The sequence below is a fragment of the Colwellia sp. BRX8-9 genome (genome assembly GCF_014077245.1).
In the GTDB taxonomy this organism is placed as follows: Bacteria; Pseudomonadota; Gammaproteobacteria; order Enterobacterales; family Alteromonadaceae; genus Colwellia_A.
This window is the reverse complement of record NZ_JACGVN010000014.1, coordinates 1-25,846: the sequence shown is the minus strand read 5'-3', so window position 1 is coordinate 25,846 and position 25,846 is coordinate 1. Positions and strand designations below refer to the sequence as shown.

19 protein-coding genes and 1 pseudogene are annotated in these 25,846 nt (G+C 36.3%); 10 read left to right on the top strand and 10 right to left on the bottom strand.

All coding sequences use genetic code 11. The annotated features are described in order from the left end of the window. Positions 1 to 90: 90 nt before the first annotated feature. A complete protein-coding gene (locus H4J70_RS12790; protein ID WP_182251233.1) occupies positions 91 to 858 on the bottom strand; it encodes an ABC transporter substrate-binding protein in 768 nt (255 codons plus the stop codon). A 484-nt stretch (positions 859 to 1,342) separates the two neighbouring features. Then, positions 1,343 to 2,236, bottom strand: coding sequence for a LysR substrate-binding domain-containing protein (locus H4J70_RS12785; protein WP_310740343.1), 894 nt, complete (start codon positions 2,234 to 2,236; stop codon positions 1,343 to 1,345). 236 nt (positions 2,237 to 2,472) lie between these two features. Between H4J70_RS12785 and H4J70_RS12780 the strand changes: the two genes are divergently transcribed. Then, positions 2,473 to 3,168 carry an SDR family oxidoreductase gene (locus H4J70_RS12780; protein ID WP_182214154.1) on the top strand — a complete coding sequence of 232 codons (696 nt, stop codon included), beginning with the start codon at positions 2,473 to 2,475 and terminating at the stop codon, positions 3,166 to 3,168. 147 nt (positions 3,169 to 3,315) lie between these two features. Continuing rightward, positions 3,316 to 4,299: a Gfo/Idh/MocA family protein gene (locus H4J70_RS12775; RefSeq protein WP_182251232.1), complete on the top strand. Its 984-nt coding sequence runs from the start codon at positions 3,316 to 3,318 to the stop codon at positions 4,297 to 4,299. Between the two features lie 157 nt (positions 4,300 to 4,456). On the opposite strand, the gene H4J70_RS12770 is transcribed toward H4J70_RS12775, so the two are convergent. Continuing rightward, complete coding sequence (locus tag H4J70_RS12770) at positions 4,457 to 5,125, bottom strand: OmpA family protein (protein ID WP_070376549.1); 669 nt, start codon at positions 5,123 to 5,125, stop codon at positions 4,457 to 4,459. A 309-nt stretch (positions 5,126 to 5,434) separates the two neighbouring features. Between H4J70_RS12770 and H4J70_RS12765 the strand changes: the two genes are divergently transcribed. Next, the gene (locus tag H4J70_RS12765; protein ID WP_182251231.1) at positions 5,435 to 5,752 is read left to right on the top strand and encodes a hypothetical protein; all 318 of its coding nucleotides are present in this window, start codon (positions 5,435 to 5,437) and stop codon (positions 5,750 to 5,752) included. A 127-nt stretch (positions 5,753 to 5,879) separates the two neighbouring features. On the opposite strand, the gene H4J70_RS12760 is transcribed toward H4J70_RS12765, so the two are convergent. The 3 genes from H4J70_RS12760 to H4J70_RS12750 form a co-directional block, all read right to left on the bottom strand. Then, complete coding sequence (locus H4J70_RS12760) at positions 5,880 to 6,587, bottom strand: pirin-like bicupin family protein (protein ID WP_182221691.1); 708 nt, start codon at positions 6,585 to 6,587, stop codon at positions 5,880 to 5,882. Positions 6,588 to 6,651: 64 nt separating this feature from the next. After that, positions 6,652 to 7,602: a glutathione S-transferase family protein gene (locus H4J70_RS12755; protein ID WP_182251230.1), complete on the bottom strand. Its 951-nt coding sequence runs from the start codon at positions 7,600 to 7,602 to the stop codon at positions 6,652 to 6,654. 71 nt (positions 7,603 to 7,673) lie between these two features. Beyond that, positions 7,674 to 8,132 (bottom strand): DoxX family protein, encoded by a 459-nt coding sequence (locus H4J70_RS12750; RefSeq protein WP_182251229.1) that lies wholly within the window; start codon positions 8,130 to 8,132, stop codon positions 7,674 to 7,676. Between the two features lie 129 nt (positions 8,133 to 8,261). On the opposite strand from H4J70_RS12750, the gene H4J70_RS12745 reads away from it, so the two are divergent. Together H4J70_RS12745 and H4J70_RS12740 are read left to right on the top strand one after the other, a co-directional pair. Beyond that, positions 8,262 to 9,149: a LysR substrate-binding domain-containing protein gene (locus H4J70_RS12745; RefSeq protein WP_182251228.1), complete on the top strand. Its 888-nt coding sequence runs from the start codon at positions 8,262 to 8,264 to the stop codon at positions 9,147 to 9,149. Between the two features lie 173 nt (positions 9,150 to 9,322). Further along, complete coding sequence (locus H4J70_RS12740; RefSeq protein ID WP_182251227.1) at positions 9,323 to 9,529, top strand: hypothetical protein; 207 nt, start codon at positions 9,323 to 9,325, stop codon at positions 9,527 to 9,529. A 109-nt stretch (positions 9,530 to 9,638) separates the two neighbouring features. On the opposite strand, the gene H4J70_RS12735 is transcribed toward H4J70_RS12740, so the two are convergent. The 3 genes from H4J70_RS12735 to H4J70_RS12725 form a co-directional block, all read right to left on the bottom strand. Beyond that, positions 9,639 to 10,508: a toll/interleukin-1 receptor domain-containing protein gene (locus H4J70_RS12735; RefSeq protein ID WP_182251226.1), complete on the bottom strand. Its 870-nt coding sequence runs from the start codon at positions 10,506 to 10,508 to the stop codon at positions 9,639 to 9,641. Between the two features lie 66 nt (positions 10,509 to 10,574). Beyond that, on the bottom strand, positions 10,575 to 12,947 hold the full coding sequence (locus tag H4J70_RS12730; RefSeq protein ID WP_182244957.1) for a hypothetical protein: 2,373 nt from the start codon (positions 12,945 to 12,947) through the stop codon (positions 10,575 to 10,577). A gap of 39 nt (positions 12,948 to 12,986) precedes the next feature. Beyond that, positions 12,987 to 14,921: a hypothetical protein gene (locus H4J70_RS12725; protein WP_182251225.1), complete on the bottom strand. Its 1,935-nt coding sequence runs from the start codon at positions 14,919 to 14,921 to the stop codon at positions 12,987 to 12,989. Between the two features lie 482 nt (positions 14,922 to 15,403). Here H4J70_RS12725 and radA point away from each other — a divergent pair, with 482 nt between their 5' ends. Next, entirely contained in the window at positions 15,404 to 16,780 is a 1,377-nt protein-coding gene (radA, locus tag H4J70_RS12720) for a DNA repair protein RadA (RefSeq protein WP_070376542.1), read from the top strand. A 347-nt stretch (positions 16,781 to 17,127) separates the two neighbouring features. Here the strand turns inward: radA and H4J70_RS12715 are convergent, their stop codons facing one another. Then, positions 17,128 to 20,043: a UvrD-helicase domain-containing protein gene (locus tag H4J70_RS12715; RefSeq protein ID WP_182251224.1), complete on the bottom strand. Its 2,916-nt coding sequence runs from the start codon at positions 20,041 to 20,043 to the stop codon at positions 17,128 to 17,130. Positions 20,044 to 20,819: 776 nt separating this feature from the next. Between H4J70_RS12715 and H4J70_RS12710 the strand changes: the two genes are divergently transcribed. The 4 genes and pseudogenes from H4J70_RS12710 to H4J70_RS20715 all read left to right on the top strand — a co-directional run. Then, entirely contained in the window at positions 20,820 to 21,380 is a 561-nt protein-coding gene (locus H4J70_RS12710; protein ID WP_182216409.1) for an RNA polymerase sigma factor, read from the top strand. Positions 21,381 to 21,405: 25 nt separating this feature from the next. Next, positions 21,406 to 22,467, top strand: a complete 1,062-nt coding sequence (locus H4J70_RS12705) for a FecR family protein (protein ID WP_182216407.1) — start codon at positions 21,406 to 21,408, stop codon at positions 22,465 to 22,467. A 453-nt stretch (positions 22,468 to 22,920) separates the two neighbouring features. Continuing rightward, on the top strand, positions 22,921 to 25,479 hold the full coding sequence (locus H4J70_RS12700; RefSeq protein WP_259364999.1) for a TonB-dependent siderophore receptor: 2,559 nt from the start codon (positions 22,921 to 22,923) through the stop codon (positions 25,477 to 25,479). A 263-nt stretch (positions 25,480 to 25,742) separates the two neighbouring features. Next, positions 25,743 to 25,846, top strand: a pseudogene (locus H4J70_RS20715) (Type I secretion system protein TolC); the annotation flags it as partial.

The window sequence follows — 25,846 nt, the reverse complement described above, 5'->3', positions numbered from 1 at the left end:
AAACAATAAAATTAAGACCCTGTGCTTTATACAGCTTCACCACAAGAATAGTGCGCTAATATAAGATCAATATCTTCGCCAGCTTTATTGTTAGTAATCATCAAATACTTTTTTAAACTGACCATTTTTTTTCAATACAGAGATGGCTTGGTTGATTCGAGGAAGTAAATTTTCGTGTTCTTTTCTTAATCTAATAACGATATCACCTTTAGTATGTAAAGAAGCGAGTGCTATTGACGTTTGATGTTTTTCAGCCCAATATTGAGCCGCTCTTTCTTCTATAATGGCAACCTTAAAGCGCCCTTTTACCAGCCCTTTGACTAATTCACTTTCTGATAAAAAATCAGCGCGAGTAAACTTGTCATCATCAAAATAAGCATAGCCTGCTACGGTGCCGACTAACTGCCCATAAGCCATTTCTGCTTGATTGAACTCTACTGCAACATTGGGCAATGTAACAAAGTATTCTGTTACTTCAAATAAAGGAACACTGCTAACATAATCAACACCAATAATTTTATCTTTAAACCAATTTGGGCTAACAACATCGAAGTCAATTTGTCCTAATTCCAATGCGGTCACCGCTCTTTTTACCGGGAGATAGCTGGTTTCAGTAGAAATGGCTGCTTGCATCATAATAAGCTCAATTAACGCGATAATAATACCGGGTTTTTGTTGATTGCCACTATAACCAAACGGCACCCAAGCCTTGGTGCTGCCAAGATCATATTTTAAAGTACTAGTAACAGTTTCAGTCGCACTACAGACAAAAGATCCGAGCGTCATTGAAGTAGCGATTAAAAATATCGCTACATTAACTATACGTTTAATCTTTGGTATTATCACTTGAAAATTCACTATGTATACCCCCGAGAATACTTATTTTTTACTAAACAGAGTGTAAAAAAACTCAGCTACGTTTTTAAAATTAACAGTTAAAAAATCCAGTAGGCTAATCGCTGTAACCTCCATCGCTTTCCCAGCGCTAATAGAGTTACCTATAACATAGCGCGATTTACGGTCTATTTCGACTGTCTATTTACATAGTCAAACTATAACGATTATTCACAGAAACGCTTATCCAAGAGGCGTAATTAAATGTTAATAAAAATCTGAAATACGGTTAATAAGATGAGCTTATTAACATTAGTTTTAATGATTTTATCTCTTTATTAAATATTGTTAATTATCCAAATAAGTTAATAATATTTCAGACCATAACTTTAATTATTTTTAAATCTTAACGTAATGTTAGGCAGATAAAAATATGGTGTAAAGGTAAAGACTTCTTTTAGAATTTAGATTATTACCCATATAAATCAAGGTCCATAAACAGAATAATTTAGTTTATTAAAGCTATTTTATTAAAATACTCTTTAGTAAATTCAATAAAAGCGTTCAGTTTATTCGACTGGTGAATTAATTGTGGATAAATCATAAAAATGGTCTGCCCTGCTGGCATTTCACTTTCAAGTATAGCGACTAACGTTCCCTCTTTAATCTCTTGGTCGACTAAATAGTCAGGCACCCTAATAATACCTTCGCCATTTAATGCTAATGTTTTCAGCATATGGTTATCGTTTATTTTTAACCAACCATCTACAGGCACCTCAGCGTTTAAGAATGACCAAGTTAATTGCTCTTGTCCCCTTAAACATTGATGCGTTTTTAAATCGCTGGGCACCTTTGGTTTACTGTATTTATCTAAATATTCAGCAGAAGCACAACAGCAATGTTTATAGGGCAAAATAGCTTTTGCAACCATATTTAAAGGCGGGGAGTTTGTGGCACGAAAAGCCAAGTCAAAATCACTACGATTTAAATCAAAACGGGTGTAACTAGTATCGATAGAAAACTCAATGGCGGGATGTAAGGCGCTAAACTTAGAAAAAATGTCGAGTAAAAACCTTTTAGTAAAGAGGCTTGGTGCTGTAATTTTTATAACACCTTCAATAGCATTGCCTTTATGACCAGCATTTCGCTCTAGTTCTAAAACAGAATGACGAATTTTATTTACACCCGTTAAGACACTTTCACCTTCTGCGGTTAAGCGAACACTCCGTGTCGAGCGGATCAACAAAGCAAAACCCATCTCCTTTTCTAATCGACGAATTTGAGCAGATAGATGCCCTCTGGATATTTGTAAATGTTGTGCCGCGACCGTAAAGCTTAAATGGCAGGCAACTTCACTAAATAACATTAATCGCTCAAGTTTTTTATGCTCTTTATTCATCATCTTTTGCGCTTATTGTGTGTTATATAAAACAATGAATTTTATTTTGTTATATATTCATTTGCAAATTTTTAGTGAAAAATACCTAGTCTTGTTATTACTTGCTTTATGCTTGGCTGTAATTAATTTCACCAACAGACGCTAATGCAGTCACTAAAGTATTACGGCATAAAATAGTAAAACAAAAATCAACAAATCAATAACTTGATTAACAAATTTAAATAAAAATAGGCATAAGAATGTTAAATATAGAAAATAAATGGGCGCTAGTAACGGGAGCTAGTCGAGGGGTCGGTCTTCGTGTTGCGAAAGAGCTTGCTAAACAAGGCTGTAAACTCATCATTCATTCTCGACAATTAGCTGGTACTAGAGATTTGCTTAATGAATTAACCACAGCGGGTCATGAAGTTTATGCTGTAGCGGCTGAACTTAATTCAATCTCTCAAGTAGAGCATTTAATTACCGAGGTGAAAGCCTTGAGTAATAATCACCTAGATATACTGTATAATAATGCAGCAATCATGACAAAGTATCAGCCGCTCTTTGCCCCGACGGCAGAGGAATACCTACACAGTTTTATGGTTAATAGTATTACTCCGGCTAAATTATGTGATGCTTTTCTTCCAGGCATGCTAACGCGTAATTGGGGACGTATTGTTAATGTTTCTTCAGGTATTAGTAATCAACCTGAATTGATGGCATATAGTTGTTCAAAAGCCGCTCTTGAAAGGTATGTGCGCGACATGATGCCAACGCTATTAGGCACTAACGTCTTAATGAACTTACTCGACCCTGGTTGGTTAAAAACAGACCTTGGCGGCACATTTGCCCCTAACGATGTCGATTCAGTAATGCCCGGCGCACTTATTCCCATACTATTGGAAAAAGAGCAAGGGAGTGGTATTTTATTTTGCGCCCAAGATTATGTTGGTTAACATTATGCTTAGTATCAGGCTTAAGTATAGAGCTTAAGCATCGATGGGCTAATGACGCTTTATTAAAGATAGCTAGTCAGTGGAACAAAGAGCATTAGCTCGATGAAAAAATAATTTTTTTTGTACTTTTATCTTGAGTAATAGTTAATGAAATCACTAAAAAATAGAAACATACGGTGGGGAATTATCGGTTTAGGTAACATAGCCAATAAATTTGCAACAGACTTATTAACGCTGAAAGATGCTGAGCTATATGCCGTTGCTTCAAGAACACAGCAAAAAGCCAATGATTTTGCCGATAAATATCACGCTACTAAAGCTTACAGCAGTTATAAGGCGCTCGTAAATGATGAAAATGTTGACGCTATTTACATAGCAACACCACATTCAATGCATAAAGAAAATGCGCTGCTGTGCTTAGAGCAGGGTATCGCGGTGCTATGTGAAAAACCTTTTGCCATGAATACAGATGAAGTGCAATGCATGATTGATGCTGCAACGGCAAATAATACTCTGCTAATGGAGGGGCTCTGGACCTATTTTCTTCCCCATTATAATTTTGTTTTAAATAAACTGACTGATAAAACTTACGGCAATCTACGTAAAGTTGAAGCAGATTTCGGTTTCGCAAGAGAATTTAACCAAGAAGCTAGGCTGTTTAATAAATCATTAGGCGGAGGCAGTCTTTTAGATATTGGCATTTATCCTATTTTTGCAGCACTAACTACCCTTGGCGTGCCCGAGACCATGACCGCTGATGCAACATTTTTTGCTAATGGCGCAGATTCTTCCTGTTCCATGGTCTTTAACTATAAAAATAACGTGGTAGCCTTATTAAAATCGACACTCTTGGAGTCGACGCCGAGTGAAGCTGTGTTTTATTGTGAACAAGGCAATATTAAAATTAACAGTGGCTTTAACAGCCCTTCAACCGTCACTTTAATAACTGATACAAAAGAAGAAGTTATCTCTTTTAATGGCAAAACATTTGGCTATGATCACCAAATCAACCATTTCAATGAACTGTTACGTCAAGGGAGAAAGGAAAGCCATATCATGACCTTTAATTTTAGTCGCCAGCTTATCGAGACTTTAGATAGCGTTAGAAAACTTATTGATTTGAAATATTAATTGTAGATATTGATTGTAGATATTGATTTGAAATGTTGATGGTTAGCACTAATAAAGTCATGTTAATGGTATCGCCCTTTTAACGCCAAGCGTCTTAAGCAATAAGCCATTATCAATGCATATAACGCGGTGATAATGGCTTTATTTTATTGACGCTTTATGACTGTTCTATCGGTAACAAAGTTATTTCAACACGGCGATTAAGCTCGCGACCTGCAGCTGTTTTGTTAGTTACTGCCGGTTGTGTTTCGCCAAAGCCAACAGTTTCTAAACGATCACTAAGGATTTTTTGTCCACGAAGATAATTAGCGACTGAGCCAGCTCGGTCTTCAGACAATTTCTGGTTATGCTGGGCAGAGCCACTAGAGTCAGTGTGACCAGAAACAACAATAATGGTTTGGTTATATTCTTCAAGCACCAAAGAAACAGAATCTAATACGCTAGTAAAATTGCTGTTAATGTTTGAGCTGTTCGAAGCAAAAGTAATGTTGCCTGGCATAACAAGGTTAATTTTGTCGCCGTCACGCACAATACTCACGCCACTATCGCGTAATTGCTTACGCAATTTAGCTTCTTGAGTGTCCATATAGTAGCCAATACCACCGCCGATTGCGGCGCCACCTGATGCTGCTGCTAAAATACGTTTATTGCGTGTTCTGCTGTCTTTGTCTTTATTGTCTATAAAGGCAATGACTGCTGCTAAGCTTGCGCCTGCAGTTGCGCCTATAGCTGTTTTACTGGTTTTACTTTCACCTGTGTAGGGATCAAATGTTGTACAGGCTTGTAGCAATAATATCGCAGATGCGGTGGTGATTATTTTTTTCATGGTGAATTTCCTTTATTGGCCTTATTGCTTATTGTACAAAGCTTGGGCTATTAATAAATTACTGCAGGGGCAGTCTTGCCATTATTGCTTTTCGTCTATGTATTTTAAGGCACAAAAAAACCCGATGGAGACTCGGGCCTGAATATATAACGAAAATACACATATCTAAAACAGTACTAATTTTATACTTAATATTTATAACATTCAAGCTACCTAAATTAATTACTGATGTTATATTTACTGAGAAGTGTTGTACCAAGAGCGTTAACTACTATATCTTAGCGGCATGAGTATTCTATGGAAAAACCGATGACGTTAGCAGCAGATTTTAGACATTTTATTGACGACGAGGGCAACGTACTCGAACTTACTGACCAAGCAAAAGTAGTTTTTGTTTTTCTGAGTAAAATTGTATTAGCCCTTTCTGAAAATATTGAGCAACCGCTCGTTCACGTTAACTTAAAATGTAATACTCGTGCTAAGCAACTATCGTGTTCTGGAGAAATTAAAGCTAAATCAATAACCTTAGGGCTAATTGAATGGCATTGCGACACTTGCCAAGCTTGTGGAACGATTACTCATTGGCAAGGAAGTCGTTGGGACAAGCAGCAACGCGTTATACATTAGGTCTACTGTAGTAATAAAAGATTGCTAGATAATAAAAGATCGAATGCTAGACACGAACGCCAGCGCTTAAAATGTTCAGAACATACGATTTTAAGAGAACGTTCGTGGTTTACATTACTTGATTTAGCTAATTAATCGTGTCGATAATAATCACTTCACAGTCAATTAACGCCCTGAGTAAAATTGTCGTTGACTGAGTGACTTCAGCGCCATCTCCTGCGTTCATGGTGATAATTTTTGAGCTATCCTCTACTTTAAACATACCTGCTGAAGCTAATATATAAGCTTGATGGTCAATGTTATGCTCAATAACGGTTCCTTTCGCTAATTTCCCTCCATATATACGCGTTTCTTGGTTAATAAACAGCGCCTTATTTTTATCTGCTGGGTAGCCTGATACTAACAATGTCAGTGCTGATAGCTGCTCAGTAGGAAATCTCTTACTTTCCCAGCGAGGTGCCACATCGATTTTATTAGTTTCAATCCAAATTTGATAAAAAGTTAATGGGTTTTTAGTGCGATTATATTCTGAATGCACAAGACCTGTACCTGCACTCATCACTTGAACTTCACCCGCTTTCGTTGTGCCTTTATTGCCAGTACTGTCTTGATGAGTGAGCGCACCTGAACGAATAAAACTGATAATTTCCATATTACGGTGTGGGTGCGAAGGAAAGCCCATGCCCTGTTCAACCCAATCATCATTAACAACACGTAACTTTCCAAACCCCATCCGGCTTGGATTGTAATAATTAGCAAAGCTAAAATGATGTTTAGATTTAAGCCAGCCATGGTTAGCGCTACCTAAGCTTTTATAAAGATAATGTTTTATCATCAAATTTCCTCAGTATTTATTTATCTAACTTCATTTACCAGTCAAACCTTTAACCTATTAACCCTTAGTATTGACGATTACGGTCATGTGGCGCATCAAAGTGTTCCGCGGCGCCTAAAGGGACAATACCTGTTGGATTAATCGTTAAATGACTCGCGTAGTAATGAGTCTTAGTGTATTCCAAGTCAACCGTCTCTTTAATGCCAGGTACTTGATAAAGTTCATTAACATAGTTCTTAATATGATGAAATTCGCTGATTTTTTGGCGATTACACTTAAAGTGCCCATGATATACCGCATCAAAACGGATCAGTGTGGTGAACAAGCGCCAATCAGCTTCGGTTATTTTGTCAGCCACTAAATACCGCTGTTTTGATAAAAGTACGTCTAGCCAATCTAAGCTGTCAAATAAGCTGTGGTATGCGTCATTATAAGCCGCTTGTGTCGTCGCAAAACCTGCTTTATAAACACCATTATTAATAGTGTCATAAATACGCGTATTTACCGTTTCTATGGCTTCTTGTTGCTCAACGGGATAGTAATCATCAACATTACCTGTTAACTCGTTGAATGCTGAATTAAACATTCTACTGATTTCAATGGATTCATTATTAACAATCGTCTGAGTTTTTTTATCCCATAAAATAGGGACTGTCACGCGTCCTTCATAGCTAGGATCTGCTTTTAAATATAATTGGTAGGCATAATCTAACTGATAAAGTGGATCTCCCTTATCACCAAACGTCCAACCATTTTCCATCATTTTAGCTTCAACAACACTCACCGAAATAATTGTTTCAAGTTGTTTTAACTTTCTAAATATTAGTGTTCTGTGTGCCCAAGGGCACGCCAACGAAACATATAAATGGTAACGGCCCGCTTCTGGTTTAAATAGACTATTAACATCTGATGAAATTTGACTTCTAAAGCGGCTATCTTGACGAACAAACTGCCCTTTACTTTTATTGGTGTCATACCATTGGTCGACCCATTTACCGTTAACGATTAATCCCATAACAAACTCCTTAAATTTATTGATTTAGCCATTATTACTGTTACTGGCAGGTGATTTAGCTATTTTACATGTTAAGTATTTTTAATTAGCTTTCGGTATACGTGACGATCAATAGAGTACTTTCCGCCACCTTGCACAAATAGCGCAAGCGTTATCGCTAATAACGATAAAGCAAACTCATAACCGTTATTACTCATAAATAGACCATTATTGATATGAACACTAAAGATGGCCACTATCATGGTAATAGCCAAGACAAAACTGACAGGTCTAGTGAGAAAACCAATCAATAATAATATCCCGCCAAAAAACTCAGCACTACCCGCCATTAATGCCATAAAGAAACCCGGCTCAAGCCCTATAGATTGCATCCACTGTCCGGTTCCCTCTAATCCATAACCGCCAAACCAAGCAAATAACTTTTGCGCACCATGAGCGGCAAAAATCAACCCGGCAATTAATCGTAGCGGTAAGCTTGATAAAGATTGTTCAGTTTTAGTGATACTATTGATGGTATTTATAAATGACATTTTAATACTCTTTAATGACTAATGATTTAATATGTAGCTATTGTAAAGGTTGAGTTGATATCGAATAACCCCTATTATTTGTTTGTTATGTTCAAATAATTTGAACAATTAAATATCTGGATAATAGCCATGAAAACGCCACCTATTAGTATTGAAGCATTACTTGTATTAGATGCTATTGAAACGCGTGGCACTTATGCGGCCGCAGCAGAACAATTGAATAAAGTTCCTTCAGCGCTTTCTTATATCGTTCAAAAGCTAGAAGAACAGTTAAACGTGACACTCTTTCAACGACAAGGCCGTCGCGCCGTGCTAACGCCAGCAGGCAAGCATTTATTATCAGAGGGCCGTAAAGTACTAACAGCCATTAATACCCTTTCAGAACAAACTCAAACAATTGCTAATGGCTGGGAACCCAAGATCCGTATTGCTTGCGATTCCATTATTGATATAAAAACTATTTTTAAAGGCATAGAAGCATTTTTAATCGCCCATCAAAATATTGAAATTGATGTGCGAGAAGAAGTAATGAACGGCACGTGGGAGGCATTAATTGAAGATAAGGTCGACTTAGTTATTGGCGCTCCTTCACCTGTGCCCAATCAAAAAGGTATTAGGGCAATAAAAATTGCAGTGTCTGAAAATGTTTTAGTGGTTAACAAAGTACATCAATTAGCCCTTATTAAAGGGCCGCTTGAATCAGCACACTTATCAAAATATAGAAATGTCGTCGTTCATGACTCAGCTCAACATGAGATCCCCTGGTCAGTTAATATTATCCAGGGCAGTCAACATTTCTTTGTCAGCTCGATTGCGATAAAAATTGAAGCGATTATTGCAGGGATTGGCATCGGATACTTACCCAAAAACCTCATCCAACATCATATTGAATCAGGCCAACTGGTAGTTATTAAATTAGCAGAAGAGCGTCCACTGCAAGACTTATTTATGGCATGGAAAATAACCAACAAAGGTAAAGGATTAAAAAAATTAATCGCTATCTTATCAGTACAATAAAATAGCAATAATAGTTAACCTTAAGCCTTTAATTATTAATATAAATATCATTAATACAAGAGTAGACGTTTTTATCTATTTCATTTAAAGTCGCCCCACAATTTGTAGCTTAAAAGCTAATTTTTTTCTGCCGATAACTTTATTTACGGCATAAGTGTGTGAGAGACCTTTCGATGAATAATAACCTTTGGGAACAACTATTTTCTATCAGCGATACCTTAAATGAATCTGCAGAATCAAAAGAAGAAAAACTCAAAATATTAATCAAGCATTTAGCCTCTATTAATATCACCCATGAACGATCATTTGATCCAGCCGAAAATTTTGAAGCCTATGTCGCAGTCAATTTATGTGAAGCTATACATAAAACTTTAAAGTAAAACTAAAATGTAATGCAGTAATGTGACCTTGCAAATTATTATTAACTGAGCCTATTTGTTATTTAAGAACAATTAGGCTCATGTTGCTAATCTTTTGATATGAAAGTAACTATATTAACCATTCAACGGCAAACTGACTATCTGCTGGTAATAATTTATCTGCGACAAATCGATATTTAACATTTATTGGTTTACATGACTTCACTGAATTTTTTAAAGTAGCGAAGTCTTCAATATCATTTTTAAACCCCTTTGGCTGATAACAATATAGTTTCAATATCGCCAGCATATATGCTGAAGAAGATGCCATATGGGTATTACGTAATCGTTGGAATTCAGAAGTGAACTCGTCTGCTTCACTAATATTAAGGTTTTTTATACCTTTACGTAATAAGTTTGAAATTAACCTTATAAATTCTACTCGCGGAACATATTTATCTAAAAAGCTGTATTCACCCAGTGCTCGAACAGATTGCTCAAAGTCACCGATAATCAAATCGATTTCCGCTTTTTCTATGTACTGCATATCCAAACTTTTAGTTTCAATGTTATCCGCTGTTGCTATGATTTGCTCTACAATTGGAGCAAAGTCACCAGATTCTAATGAGACAACAACATCGATCCATTGCTTACGAATAAAGTGATAATTGTTTCCACCTGCAGCCCCTGAAACTATACTGTCATCTAACTTTAAAGGAATTTGTTTTAAGCCATGTTTTTTAGCGAGTTGTATTTCGTTACTAACTTCTTCTGAAGCTGCGACCTTTAATAATTTATTTCCAATAGAATGCTTTGAAGCTAATAGTACAAAAAGCTCGCACTGCTCGATACCCTCTTCAATATTTTCAGCATAATTCTCGCCACCTAAAATTTTATTGGGTGCAAACCAAACTTTATGACCTGCTGCTTTTAAGCCTTCTACAATCTTGGTTGCTGCGTCTGAATCTTTGGTGCTGTAACTTAAAAATATGTTTCTCATCTTTAATTTTCCGTATTTAAATTTTTAAAATGTTCCGATGCGGTTAACTTCATGTGTTGTAATAAATTAACTTAAGACGGCTTCAGACCTTTTATGACTTTCTATTTGTGTACGGATATTCTTATAAGCTAAATCAACTAAACTATCTTTAGATTGAGACTTTGCTATTGAGTCACCTGGATCATAGTTCTTGGCAATATCACATTGTTCTTCGATATAACTCATTAATTTTTGTTGAGTGATATCTAACAATTTCACTAACTCGCTCTTGTTTTCTTCTTTAGCACGAGCGATTTCTGCTTGGTAGTATACGGTTAACTCTTCTGATTCAACTTCAAGTCGTTCTTTAACAGCAGCAATTCCACCGGCGGTGTCTTGCTCGATACTATGTGCGTCATTCTCAGCTAAGGTTTCAGAAAACTCTCTAATACTCTCATCATTCATCAGTGTTAGACTAATTTTTGCCCCACTAGTGACTGAAAGTGTAATTTCACTTCCCGTTAATTCTTGACCAAAGCGATTACGATGAACGTCTTTACGTGTGACATTGCTGACATCTTTGTAGTAAAAAGAGTTTGACTCACGGCCAATGTATTTATCAGCAATAAAATCATAGTAGGTGGAGAAAACATCAACTTTTTCTTTAGTTAAGAAAATATATTGTATTGATCTTACCGCACAAACTAATTGCCCATTGCTATCAAAACGAACCGCTTGTTCATTTTGCTTATTAAGTCGAGGATGACTATTTTCTTGGATATACGACCAATCTTGCAGAACAATCGACTCACTTTTTTGACCATCACTTCGTTGATAAGTAATATCTGACTGATCGATATTACACTCTTGCATGGCCGCTTGCTGAATTTCATTTTCGATTTTTTGTTCAATAAGTTTATTTATTTTAACACCGCTAAATAACTCATTATCTTGATGACTAGGTAAATTATTGAGTATCTCAGAGCGGTGTGTCTTAATTGTTTCAATCAAGTTACCGTAGGTTGTTAACATCACTTCAATAAGCGAAAGGTTACCCACGTTTTTAAACTGCTTACTTTTCTGGCGTCGATTGCGAATAAACCAGAGCAAGGAAATGAACAGTAACGCCCCTGTACCTATAGCAAATATAATTTGTAAATCTAGTAGCTTGATATGTTTAAGTGTGTTCTTGGACTCAAGCATTTTATCTACTATTGGACTGATTGATTTGACAAGCATGTCAAAGTTATCAGTTAAAAACAGTGCTACCACACCAATTCCGCCAAGAGTAATGGCGAGAAAAAAGAAAAATAAAGCTGTAAATTTAGCAAATTTTCGCTTACTACGATGTTTTTCTATGCTTTTTTCGGTTTTAGATTTTTGTAGTGTTAACTCTTCTTCAGCTTGACGCGCCAAATCAATATTTTCTTTTAATGCCGTTTTTATATTTCTTTCTATTGGCCGGTAAAAGAAATCCCAAATGATGCGATTACCGCTACTTTTTTTGAACAACAATTCTTGGTTTTCAATCTCTTTTTTACCACTTTTTAAGTGGAAGTCTCCAAATTCAAAACTATTACATGTTAGTGGATAATCATCAGTACTGGCATGTGATTCAATCCAATTCTCGCTTTCTTTACTTGCGGTCACTAACTTATCGAAGTAATCTGTAATACCAACATCTTTAACATGTTTCTCTAACAATTCCCCATCTTTAGACCACAACTGAAGTATATTATGAGTATCTTTAATTAACAGTTGAAGATTATCTAATTCAAGTACATCGGTACGAGGAGAAAAAGAGAATTTATACTGATGAATCAATTCACCCTTAGCAGACCATTGACTTGGATTTTCATTTTCAGGTTTGACAATCCAAGTGTCTGATTTAAACCACTTGATGTACTCTACAGTTTTAGTAAATCCCGTTAATTCAGCGAGTAATTCACCCGTTAATCGCCAGATTTTTGTGTCCAACTTATTCTTAATAATAAGTGTTTTCGCATTAGCAAAATCAACATCATCTAAGCAGCTAACATCAGCCTCAATGGTTGCAATACATTTATAACTTCTCATGTCCCAATGCTTAATCGTTCCATCTAAGCTGACAGACAGTAAGTTACCATTAGGAAGTTCAATTAAACCAATAACTTTACCCGTATGACCATTAAGCCTTTTAACTAATCGACCATCTTTGTTGCTCGAAATTTGAATAGCATGCTCTAAATCAACAGTCAAAAAATGATCTTTATATTCTATATTTATTAGCGCCATGGTACCTATGATACGTTCATTGTGGCGAGCAATGGTTTGCTTTTCATCTTGTTCTTTACAAACCCAATTAAAGCTATTGTCTAAGCCCCACTCTATCTCATAGATACCCAAGTCTAATCGTCTAACTTCTTCTGTTTCTAGCTCTTTATCCGTAAGGGTTTTATAGCGCTGGTAACTATTGGCCATTGAATTAATATCCTATTTTATTCTTTATTAGTTAGTTAGTTAGTTACGATTTTTAATATCGTTATTCGATTCTGAACTAGACCAGTTAACATGTTCAAACATAGCCTCTCTCGCTAGGGCTAATAGCATTAATTCTTTTGCTGATGTCATATCTCCTTTTAATAAAGATTGAGCTCGAGCGTAAAGTTCTTCCATACTGCTGTAGCCACTGGCAGTGCTTTCATAACCAAATAATTCACTCCACAATGCAACAACACCACCTACCATAAGGCTATACTGCACAATCATCATCAGTATGTTATTAGCATCATTTAAGGTAGAAAAATTGAATATCTGCTGAGCTAACATAGAGCATAAAAGAATCGCGCCAAGACCAATCGCTACAATAAAGCACTTCTTTGAGAACGATGAGCATAGCAATGCCGCATAAAGTGGTCGTTTATAAAGAAGCTCAACTAAATTTTTAGCTCCTAGTTGTAATCGGCTTTGAAGAAAGCTTCGCTGATCGCCTATCCAAGTATCTCGAATCTCATCGAGGTTTTTATCAGCGGATGAGCGCCACCAATCGATTTCGGTTATAGCAATAGCATGATTAAATAATGGTAAGTGGCTCCGATAACGTCTTGGAATAATAGGCTCTCCCGATGGCGGGATATTAGACAAGTTTAAAAAACCCCTAATACGCATGGCTTCTGCGACACCTCGACTAAGCTGATACTTCCATTTCAATTCTTTTTTACCGGCGTAACGAATAACTCGCCAACAAGCGATAATAGACAATAAGGTCACTAGAATGACCCAACTTCCCTCTTCTGAATTAACTAAATTACCCGCTAATTCATAACAAGCAAATCCAACAATGGCAAACCAAAAAAACAATTTAATAAGTTTTCGATACTTTTGCTGTCCAATTAAGGCAAGATCATCGGCTAACGTAAAAATAGGGTTTGAAATTGAAAGGCCATTATCGACGTCTGGGGCAGTAAAGGTATTAGCAACGTCAATCGACTCTGATGCGCTATAACTATTATAAAATCGTAGCTCAGATAATAACTGAATAAACTCTGTAGAGATAAAGTCGGTCAATGCGTTTTCATTTCCAGCATAGCTATATGCATAGAGCTCGCCCACTTTGGGTGTTAAATGCGCTAATGCATCACTCTGGGGGAGATCAGTTAATAATAACGGAGATATATTATTAGTTACGCTAACTCTTTTGACAAAAAGGTGATGAACAAGGCCCGCAATTTGACCATCAAATTCAGAAACGGCTTTTAATGATAGATTTTCAGTATTATCAGGCCAATGAACTTCCATACCCAGTTTATATTTAACAATATCAGCGGTACCGCCACATCCATTTGCATCACATCCATCCCATAAAGCAACTAACACATTGGCATATTTTGCAATAAATAATCCCTGATTAAGGTACAGGCTATTCCTGAGATCGCCATAATCTAGATCCTCAATCGCGATTTGATAGTCACTATCAACCAACGAGTGTTTAATTTCGAGTAATTCATTACCATTTTTCTGGAGGGCTAAAACCATTTTTTTAAGCTGGTGGTAACTATTACTATTGGGTTGAAAGTCTTGTTCAAAATTTATCAGCGGCATAGGTAAACAGCCAATAATTTTTATCGCCTCACAACCTAATTCAACTTGTAATTCTAATGCCACTTCAATAGATAATAAATCTGCTCCTTCTGCTAGACCAGACATAAGCCAAATTGGCGTGACTATTTGCCTTTCGTTAACAGAAGTTTTATTAGGTTTAGCTACTGAGTTTAGCTGGTGATGCCAGTGAAGTAGCGTTGCACGAATGGTAGATTTAAGTTCCGCGCTATTGCCATTTACTGCGTCTGCATTATTAGTCAGTATGTCTCTATGACCAGTAATACCAATAATAAAGGGGAGTTTTGATGTTAAATGACTAGCAAGTAATTCCATTTTTTGAACTCGTACTTCCATTGTTATATGATTGTGATAATACCTATAAAATTAATAAAATCAAACGCTTTATAGGTATAACATGATCTAAAGCAAGGCTAAAATACTCTTTTTTAGTGTTTGTCTACGCGCGATATATTAATTGCAAATAATAAAAATCAACTTTAATAATATTTTTCATTTGAAATCAACAAGCAGATTTTTCACCAATAAATGAAATAACTTATGTTAAATTAAAGTTGTTTCATCATCTATTAACGACAATACATATTCCATATAATAGCATTAATGAAATAGCTATAACTTAGTCTGAAAAGGCTCCCAATGGGACATAGACTATATTTTTGCTTCTTCACCTGAGCTTATGGTTAAATGTGCGAGAGCGATATGAATATACTCAAAACTTGTCAGTCGATTAATTGTATTGATTCAAGTAACTGGCTAGTTAAACTAGTATGACTAGCACGATATAATAACCCCACAAATAAATTATTAAGAATATTATGGCAAAAGATAAAACAACTTATGTTTGCACCGAGTGTGGTGAAAATCATCCTCGATGGTTAGGTCAATGTTCAAGTTGTTCAGCTTGGAACAGCATCACAGAATTTAAAGAGTCCAAGGTAATAACCCAGCGCACACCAAGTAAAAACGCTCACCGAGGTTACTCTAAAGAAGATGCAAAGATAGATAAGTTGAGTGAAGTCTCTGATATGGACTTAACTCGATTTGACACCGGTAGCTCTGAATTCAATCGAGTGTTGGGCGGTGGTATCGTTGAAGGTTCTGTTATTCTTGTAGCGGGTGACCCTGGTGCGGGTAAAAGTACATTATTGTTAAAAACATGTGCTCATTTAAGTCAAATAGGTAAATCTTTATATACCTCAGGCGAAGAATCTAAAGGGCAAGTAAGAGACCGCGGTTTAAGGCTACAAGCCGACATTTCTAAAATTGACATAATGAACTCCGGTGACGTAGAGCTTATCTGTAATGTTATGGTCACCGATGGTTATAAATTCCTTGTTGTTGATTCTATCCAGACGGCATTTATTAGTTCACTGCCCAATTCTCCTGGCGGTGTTACTCAAGTCAAAGAATCCGCTGCTATGCTAAACCGACTAGCGAAAGAGCATGGCGTTACCGTAATATTAGTTTGTCATGTTTCTAAATCCGGAGATATGGCTGGGCCTAGAGTACTTGAGCACATCGGCGATTGTATGTGTAAAATAGAGCCAGAAGCTGACAGTAAATACCGAACGCTTAGAACCTCTAAAAACCGCTTTGGTGACACCACAGAAATAGCCACTTTTGCCATGACAGCCAAAGGTATGCAAGATGTTGTAAACCCATCGGCCATCTTTTTAGATAAAGATGGTGCTGAATCGAGTGGGAATATGGCCTATGCATCAAACGATACCGGAAGAACTTTATTAATCAATATTCAATCGCTGGTCACCGAATCTCAAGCTGAAAATCCTATTAGAGGTGGTGTTGGCTTTGATTATAAACGCATGCAAATGCTGTTAGCCATATTGCGAAGTCGTATGGGAGTCAATATTGGCGGTAATGATATTTACGTAAACGTGGTATCAGGTGTTAACTTAACCAAAGATGTTGGCTCAGATCTGCCTTTGATCCTCGCAATGATATCGTCATCAAGAGAGCATAAGTTTTCGGTCAATACTATTGCCTTTGGAGAAATAGGGTTAGACGGTAGTGTAAGACCCGTGCCTTCAGGTGAAGAACGCGTCAAAGAAGCAATTCGTAACGACTTTAAAGTTATTATATTACCCAAACGTAATTACAATAAACGTTTAGAAACTAAAGGGGTTACCTTGATACCCGTATCTCATGTTAAAGACGTGCTAGAAATTTTCTGACACTAGTCTTTGTACGTGAAAATACAGGTCAGCAACCTAGTTAACTAATAATTAAGTTTGTTGACCTCTATTTTTGTGATGAATAGTAAATGCTACATCTTATACAAACAAAGATGATGACAATGGCTGAAGTATGAAAATTTTTTTAATATTTCACCACGCTAATTATAATGGTGTATAACTTTTCAGATATCCTGGAACTAATAAAGTGTTAAATTAAAAAGGATTTTAATGAATCAAACTGGACTCTATGAACAGCTATTATCATTATTAAAAATATGATGGCTGACTAAATAGAGAATTCATTGGCTTTATCTGTATCCCATTTAATAACTATTTCGCATTATTTAACTCACCAATTCTGGCCATTTTATTTTGTCGGTATCAAGGCCATTTTTACAGCTCATTGGTTCATTACCTTTATAGTTTCTACATCCCCAAAACTCACCACTTTTACTTGAGCGTAACACCATTTCAGCATGACATTTTTCACACGTCGGTATGACGCTTTTACAGGCGTCATTCAAACAAAACTTAAAACCTGGGTGACGTTTTCGTGTCATCGGACTTTGGCAGCTAGTACAGGATTTCTCTTTATGCTCGCAGCGAGGAAAGTGTGAACATGAATAAAAATCGCCAAAACGCCCTGTTCGTTTCTTTAAGGTGCCTGTTTCACAAACCAAGCAGTTGATCTCATCTATAAATGATTGACTGGCTGTGCTGTCAAATTCATCAAGTTCGATGTTATGATCGCTAACAAGCTCTTTAACAAAACAGCTTGCTTCAGTCATATCGGCAATAACATAAACCCTATCTTTAGCCCTCGTTAGGGCAACATAAAATAATCGTCGTTCCTCGGCATAAGCAAAGGCTTCTTTTTTCGCGAGTAAGGCGTCGAGTAATGCTGGCGTTACTTTTTCTGAAGGGAAACCATGAGCACCTTTTTTGAGTCCAAGAATAATGACATAATCGGCTTCCTTTCCTTTAGAAGCATGAAAAGATTGAGATTCAATAGTTAATAGCGGATATTGATTATTTAACCGATTTAGATCGACTTTGTCTGGTAATTGAAACCAAAAACGCGCTAATAAATAAACACTCACCGGCTTACACGCTTTAGCTGAAATAGCCGCTAAAACATCATCGATTGCACCATTGGCCATTTCATCAACAATACCTTTTTTTGAAGAGTTTAATGCGCCATTCTCTCGTTTAAGTAATGAAACTGCAGGTGCTTTAACTTGTTTTAACGATTGTATTTTTTTCTTAATTTGAGCTGGATTTTGGCTAATAAAATCTGTTGCCACCTTGCCTATTTGATTATTAAATCGAAAGGTTTGGTCTAAAGCTGATTGAGTGGTAACACCAAAGTAATGAGCAAACCCTGTGGTTAAGGTAATGTCAGCGCCACTAAAGCGATATATCGCCTGCCAATCATCACCAACAGCAAAAACTGAACAGGCTTTATTATTGTCACGTAAGGCTTTAACTAACCGTGCTCTTGGCTCTGATATATCTTGAAATTCATCGACCATGATGTAACGCCATGGCGAATTAAATTTCCCCTCTTGCACATACCCTAATGCTTTATTAATCATATCTTCAAAATCAATTTCAGCGCGAGATGTTAAGTGTTCATCATAAGCGATTAAAATCGGTTTAAGTAACGTTAATGCTTTCGTGGTCTGTTTTGGATCAGAAGAATTGATGATCACATTATTTTCTAAAGAATGGTCTAAACACGCGGCTTTATAAAGTCCTACTAGCTGACAAAACATTTGGGCAAGTGTTGTTATCCGCCCACTTTCTTTTAAATTTTCGAGTATCACTTCATCAGGGAGTAATTCAAATTTAACTTGATGAGCATTAAAAAATGATTCTAAAGCGCTAATTAATTGCCCTTTTTTATGCTGAGCATAGGTAAATTCAAGACAATGAGTGTTAAATTTCTTATGGGTGTCTCGTTTCCACTGAATAGATGTGTGATATTCACTTTTATTGATGTAAGATGCTGTATTCCCGTTTTCATCTACCCCGTAATATTCAATATAAACATTAAGTTCAGGTAGAAAAAAGTCTGGTTGGTATTGTCTGCGCTCGATTGTTTCTACATCATGAACGTAGCTAGCTTCATACTGGTATTCTATTCCGTGGTTAAATAACCAATTGGCAATATAAAGCTCACCAAAACTTTTAACCTTCTCTCCTTTTAAACTACGAATATCATTATCGTTTAAATATTGGTAATACTCACCTAGGCTTTCAAAGTCAGAATCATTACGTTCAACGTAATAGTATTTACTGAAATACTCTATGATAAGTTGACGATATTGGGCTTGCTCATTAATCAAGGTTTCAAAACACCTTTGGATCCACTTAGCTTTTGCTTTTTCATCTTCGGCGAATACCGATAAACTAGGCTTTTTTCCCTCAACTTGAGCAATAATATTAAGGCCTAAACGATGAAAGGTCATTGCACTAATTTTATTAGTCAATAATTTTTCTTTTATTCTTATATCCATTTCATCAGCCGCTTTTCGGCCATAAGCTAATAATAAAATGTCACTATGCTGCGCTTGTTGGCTGTTAAGTAAATAACCGGCTCGGCCAACCATCACACTGGTTTTACCTGTTCCTGCGCCAGCTAACAACAAGTTATTATCATTGTCGATAATACAGGCGCGCTGTTGACATAACGTTAAAGGATTAGACTCGACACGATCAAAGAAAGCTTGGTGGGCTTGAAGCTGTTGCTTAATATAACGTTCACGACAATCCTCTATAGCTTGCTCTTGCCAGTGATGGTAATTCGACAGCTGCTGCAGCTGCTTAGCAACCATCGGCAGTGTTTTGCTGGTGTTAATCCAAGGAAACCAACGTTTGAGTTCTTGATTGACTAATGACTGAATAACATCAATATTTGACTGACGTAAATAGCGAGTGGTGATAATTTTTTTGATGGTCGTTAATAAGGCATTAACTGGCTTAATGTTGGCTAACGCCCAAAGTTTCTCACACTGGCTCTTATGTTCGCGTTTAGCATTGAAGGCAAGCATACTATAAGCATAACTTTTATCTGCTGTTTGCAATGTCATTATGTGCCCAAAAAAGCTGATATGAAACATTGGCGGTTTTATAAGTTCTTGCCATTTAATTTGGCTTAAGGTGTTTTCAACATCAATAGATAAGCCGATTTCAGTAATATTAATTTTCGTAGTTTTACCAATAAAGCGCCCAAAAACACTTGAAGATATACATTTCATTTACAGCACAAACCTAGATATAGAAAAATTCGACTTACCCTAAGCTGCAATTCTACCACTAGTCTAAAGGTAATTCTGTGTTAAGCAGACCAAATTTCATATACGCTCAACAAATACTCGCATTTAAATTTTATAAGATAATTAACAATTAACAAGACACTCATCCTAAACTGAAGTAGCTTGAAGCTTATTTTCATTATCAAAAACAAAAAACGACACACTTACTTTTAAGCTCAAACCTTAATTGGCTTAACTTTCTAGGTAAGACATGTTTAATATCATAGTACTCAACCACAAACAATTAACAAGACACTCATTCTAAAATGAAGTAGTTTGAAGCTTCTTTTCATTATCAAAAACAAAAAAACGACTTGCTTAACTTTAATTTCAAACCTTAGTTGGCTTAACTTTCTAGGTAAGACATGTTTAATTTCATAGAGACAATTAACAAGACACTCATTCTAAACTGAAGTAGCTTGAAGCTTATTTTCATTATCAAAAACAAAAAACGACACACTTACCTTTAAGCTCAAACCTTAATTGGCATAACTTTCTAGGTAAGACATGTTTAATATCATAGTACTCAACCTCTGCCGTTCATGTAAGGTATTCAAAATTGCCCCAGTTTTTTCTGTAAATAGATCAAGGTGTTCAACAAGAGTTACAAATTTGTCATCACTTAATCTACAAACTAAATCTTATTTAATGTCATTGTAATTCTTTGCTTCCCGCCCTACACTCGGTTTCACAATAAAATAAGAATAACAAGAACAACAATGGCTCAGAATAATAAATTCACTACGCTGTTTGTTAATTACACGGCTAATATTAAGCGCTATATCAATAAAATCGCCAGTCCTGATGACATTGATGATATTATACAAGAGACGTTTATTCGAACTTATGAAGCCGATCTCAAAGAAGAAATAAAATACGCTCGTAGTTTTATTCTTAAAACAGCTAAAAATCTTGCGCTAAATCACGTAAATAAGTGGGATAATAAATACAGTGATTCATTAGATGATTCTGCTGACGCTTTGACTGGATTAACCTCACTGAAATTTGAAGAACAATTTGAGAGTAAGGAACGTTTCTTATTATTTTGCCGAGCGACAGAGCAATTATCTATCGTAGTCCGCAAAACATTTATATTAAAAAAAGTTTACGGTTTCAGCCAAAAGGAAATAGCTAACTATTTAAACCTTAGTGAAAGTACGGTTGAGAAACATGTCGCTAAGGGCTTATTAAAGTGCGCTGAATATATGGAAAGGATTGAGCAAAATAGTACACCAAAAGCTTCAACCTTAAAAAATAACGCACGTTCAATTATAAAATAAAATATAAATTAAAAAAGAATATTGTATGACAACAGTTAAACCATTCACCAGTAAAGCCGACATCAAAGCACAAGCAAGTCTTTGGGTAAGCAAAATTGATCGGGGTCTTTCCAATAAGGATAAACTCGATTTTCAACTATGGGTGAATCAAAGTGATTTTCATCGTAAAACCTTATTTTCTTTAGCTGCACTTTGGGATGATTTAAGTGTACTCAATGAGTTAAGTGCACTATTTACATTAGAAAAACCGATTCAAAAAAAGCATAATGTTATCGCTAAATATGCCGTTGCAGCAGGCATTGCCTTTATTCTGTTATTTGCGGGTAACTTCTTTGTTAACATCACACCTTTTATTGATGACAATATCGAAAAAAGATTTGTTGAAGTAAGAACGTTGCAAACAGAGATAGGACAGCAAACCCGGTTTTCACTGTCAGATGGCTCCAGAATTAAACTTAATACCAATAGTTTAGTTGAAGTCAGTTATTCAAAAAACAATCGCTTATTAACATTGATTAAAGGCGAAGCAAACTTTGATGTTGCCAAAGATAAAAGTAGACCCTTTACCGTAACAGTTGGCGAAAAATCATTTACCGCGTTAGGCACAATCTTTAATGTAAAAAGAAAATCTAATGAAAACATGGAGCTTGTTGTCACCGAAGGTCAAGTATTAATGACCAAGTCGAACCAACCATTAAATAAAATAGCAAAGATGTTATCTACTTTACCTAAAGAAAAATTACCTGGTTTATTGATAACATCTGGTGAAATTGCCACCATCGAAAATAATATTCAAACATCAAATAAAAAAACTTCATTTGAGCAAATTCAACGAGAACTTGCTTGGCAACAAGGTATGTTAGTTTTTAATGGCAAACCACTCGATGAAGCATTAGCCGAAATCAGTCGTTATACCACTACAACCTTTGAAATTAAGGATGTTGAACTCAATAAAATAAAAGTGGCCGGTTACTTTAAGGCGAATGATATTGATGGACTCCTTAAATCGTTAAGTAGTAACTTCAATATTCAATTTGAAAAAGTAAATGAAAACTCAATTCATTTGAGCTTAAATACTACGAAATAACTTTAAATACTCCCTATCTTTTAACTCAATATATTTTTTATAAAATATTATAGAGGAATTTTCCTTCTGAACTGTTTATTAACACTGCAAGGTTGGCAAAAGTTATTTTGTCGTTTTCAACTTTCTGTATTTCGGCCGTTAACAAGCGCTACATTTTTTATATGTACCTGTCTTATATTCACGTCTGGAGCATTTGCCGAAAGCTTGATCAACTTTACAGTAAAGGAACAGCGTGCTGATAAAGCGCTCATTTCATTTGCATTACAGGCAAATAAAACGATTTTATTTTCCTATGACTTAACAAAAGAACATTATGCAAATGAGTTAAAGGGCAAATATTCGGTTAAAGACGGTTTACAACAACTTTTAAAAAACACCAACTTAACCGCTGTTATAGATAACGCTGGTCAACTGAGCATAAAACTACATAAACATCTCAGGAGTAATATAACAATGAATAAAAGCACAATGCTCAAAGCAGCTTTAGTTCCACTAATGCTAAGCGCAGCAAGTCAAACAGCACTTGCCCAAGAGCCTGCTCAAGTCAGTGAGCAAGAAGTAGAAAAAATTTCGGTTATAGGAAGCCGTGTTGCTGGTCGTTCTGCAGAAGATTTACCTGTTCCCGTAGATATTTTGTCTGCTGAAGCTTTGCTTAACACTGGGCAAACAGAAGTCGGTAGAATGTTACAAGCCATAGCCCCATCATTTAACTTTTCAAGCTCATCGATTAGTGATGGAACTGATGCATTGCGCCCTGCAACCTTGCGTGGCTTAGGTCCTGATCAAACATTAGTGTTAATCAACGGCAAACGCCGCCATCAAGCGAGTTTAATTCACATTAACACCTCAGTTGGACGTGGTACTGCTGGTACAGATATGAATGCTATTCCTGCCGCATCTATTAAGCGTATTGAAGTATTACGTGACGGCGCCGCTGCGCAATATGGTTCAGATGCAATTGCCGGTGTAATTAATATTATTCTTAAAGATCAGAGTGAAGGTGGAAGCGTCGGTGTTTCTTATGGCGAGAACTCAGCTGGCGATGGTGAAACTACGAATATCGATATTTCTAAGGGTTTTGCACTTGGCGATAATGGCTTCCTTAATACCACGTTAAATATACGTGATAGAGGCTACTCTGACAGAGCAGGCTTACATGGCTCATGTCAATTTTCAGGTTGTACCCAGCTTGATAATGGCGATTTTTTATTAGGCGATCCGCGTGAAGCTACCGCGACTCGTGAAACATTTCGTATTGGCGACGCAGACTCCGAGCAAATAGGACTAACGATAAATACTGGCTACGATTTAGCTGATGGTCATTTGTATGGTTTTGTTACTTATTCAAGCCGTGATAACGAATCTGCAGCTTTCTTTCGCCATAATGCGAACGGCGGAGGTAACGCACAGCTTCAAGATGGTGATGCAACTATTCCTGCTGGATTTTTACCTAAAATCAATACTGAAATAAAAGATATTTCATACAACTTTGGTTATAAAACTGAATTTAGTAATGATTCATCATTAGATTTATCATATACCTATGGTGAAAATAATATTGATTACACGACTCGGGATACAATAAATTCATCTTATGCTAATTCACTCATCTACACCTCAGCACTATCCGCTAATGAGATTCGTAGCTCAATTCCTCGCGAAGCGTTTGCTTACGGCTTAGAACTCACCTTACAAACAATTAATATGGATTACACTCAAAATTTTGATTGGTTTTCTTTAGCTATGGGTACCGAGTTTCGCACGGATGAATTCAGAGTAAAAGCAGGTGATGAATATTCATACAGAGACTATGATACCGATGAACTCGGTAATAGCATATATGAGACAGATCGCAGTGCAGGAACACAAGGATTTGGTGGTACAGCCCCACTACAATCTGTTGATGAATCTCGTGATGTAATTTCTTTTTACATTGACACAGAAGCAGAAGTCACTGACAACCTAATTATTAGCACAGCGGTTCGCTATGATGATTACGACGGCTTTGGTGATAGCACTAATTTCAAACTTGCTGCTAATTGGTCAATTACTGATGATGTATCATTGCGTGGCGCCACAAGTACTGGCTTTAGAGCTCCGTCAATGCAACAACTTTATACTGATAATATTAGTACTCAATTCCAGACAAATCCTAATGGTGGGGACCAAATTGCAGTACAAATTGGTACTTTCCGAAATGACAGTATTCTAGCGCAAGCTATTGGTATTCCTGAGCTAAAAGAAGAAGTATCAACCAACTTTAGTATTGGCTCTGTTGTAAGAGTTACCGATGATATTAATTTAACTGTTGACTTTTATTCTATCAAAATTGAAGACCGCATTGTGTTGAGTAATTCATTAGGTAACGGTTTATCGTCAGCGCTTGATGCGGCATTAGCTTCTTCTGGAGCAGGTGCAGGGCAATTCTTTTTAAATGGTGCTGACACTAAAACAACAGGTGTTGATATTATAGCAACATGGAATACAGAAGTAATGTCTGGCACATTAGACTTAACATTTGCCGCAAACTTTTCAGAAACAGAAGTTACCGATACTTATACTCCAGCAGGCAGTGCATTAGGTGGAATTTCACCTGAGGATGTTTTTTCAGAGCAGGCGATTTCTATTATTGAAGAATGGCAACCTCAAGACCGCATAAGTTTAAGTGGCTTATATAAAATTGGCGATTTCACAGTTAACTTAGCCTTTAATCGTTACGGTGAATACACGGTTCTTGATGGTGAAAGACAAACATATGGCGCTGAAGTATTAACAGATTTACGCGTGAATTATCAATTTAACGATGAGCTATCATTTAACTTCGGTGGAAATAACATTTTTGATGTGTACCCTGATAAAAATGAAATAGGAAATTCTCGCTCTGGCACTATTGTTGACGCCAATGGCAATGTTGTTGTCAGTAGTCCTGGTGTGTTTACTTATTCACGCCGTTCAGCACCTTTTGGTTTTAATGGTGCTTATTTCTACGCCGGTGCTGAATACCGTTTCTAGTTGTATACTTAAACCATATACATATACTGGTTTCAAATAATTTAGCTATAAGTAAATTATTACAATCAAAAAAGCAAAGTGATCACACTTTGCTTTTTTTAATTTATTTAATACACAAACGAAACAACTTAAAACAAATACAAATAACCTCCCCAATCGCTGTTTCTTTAAATATCAAATTAACAGGACACTCATCCTAAATTGAACAAGTTTTCCCTTTGTACTACGCTAAAGTAATCAAGCTACTTTATCTTAGGTGAGTTATGGCCACGCCAAGGAAGCAACAAATCAGTTTAGTAGACACACCTTATTACCATTGTGTGGCGCGTTGTGTTCGACGCGCTTTCTTATGTGGTGAAGATACCTT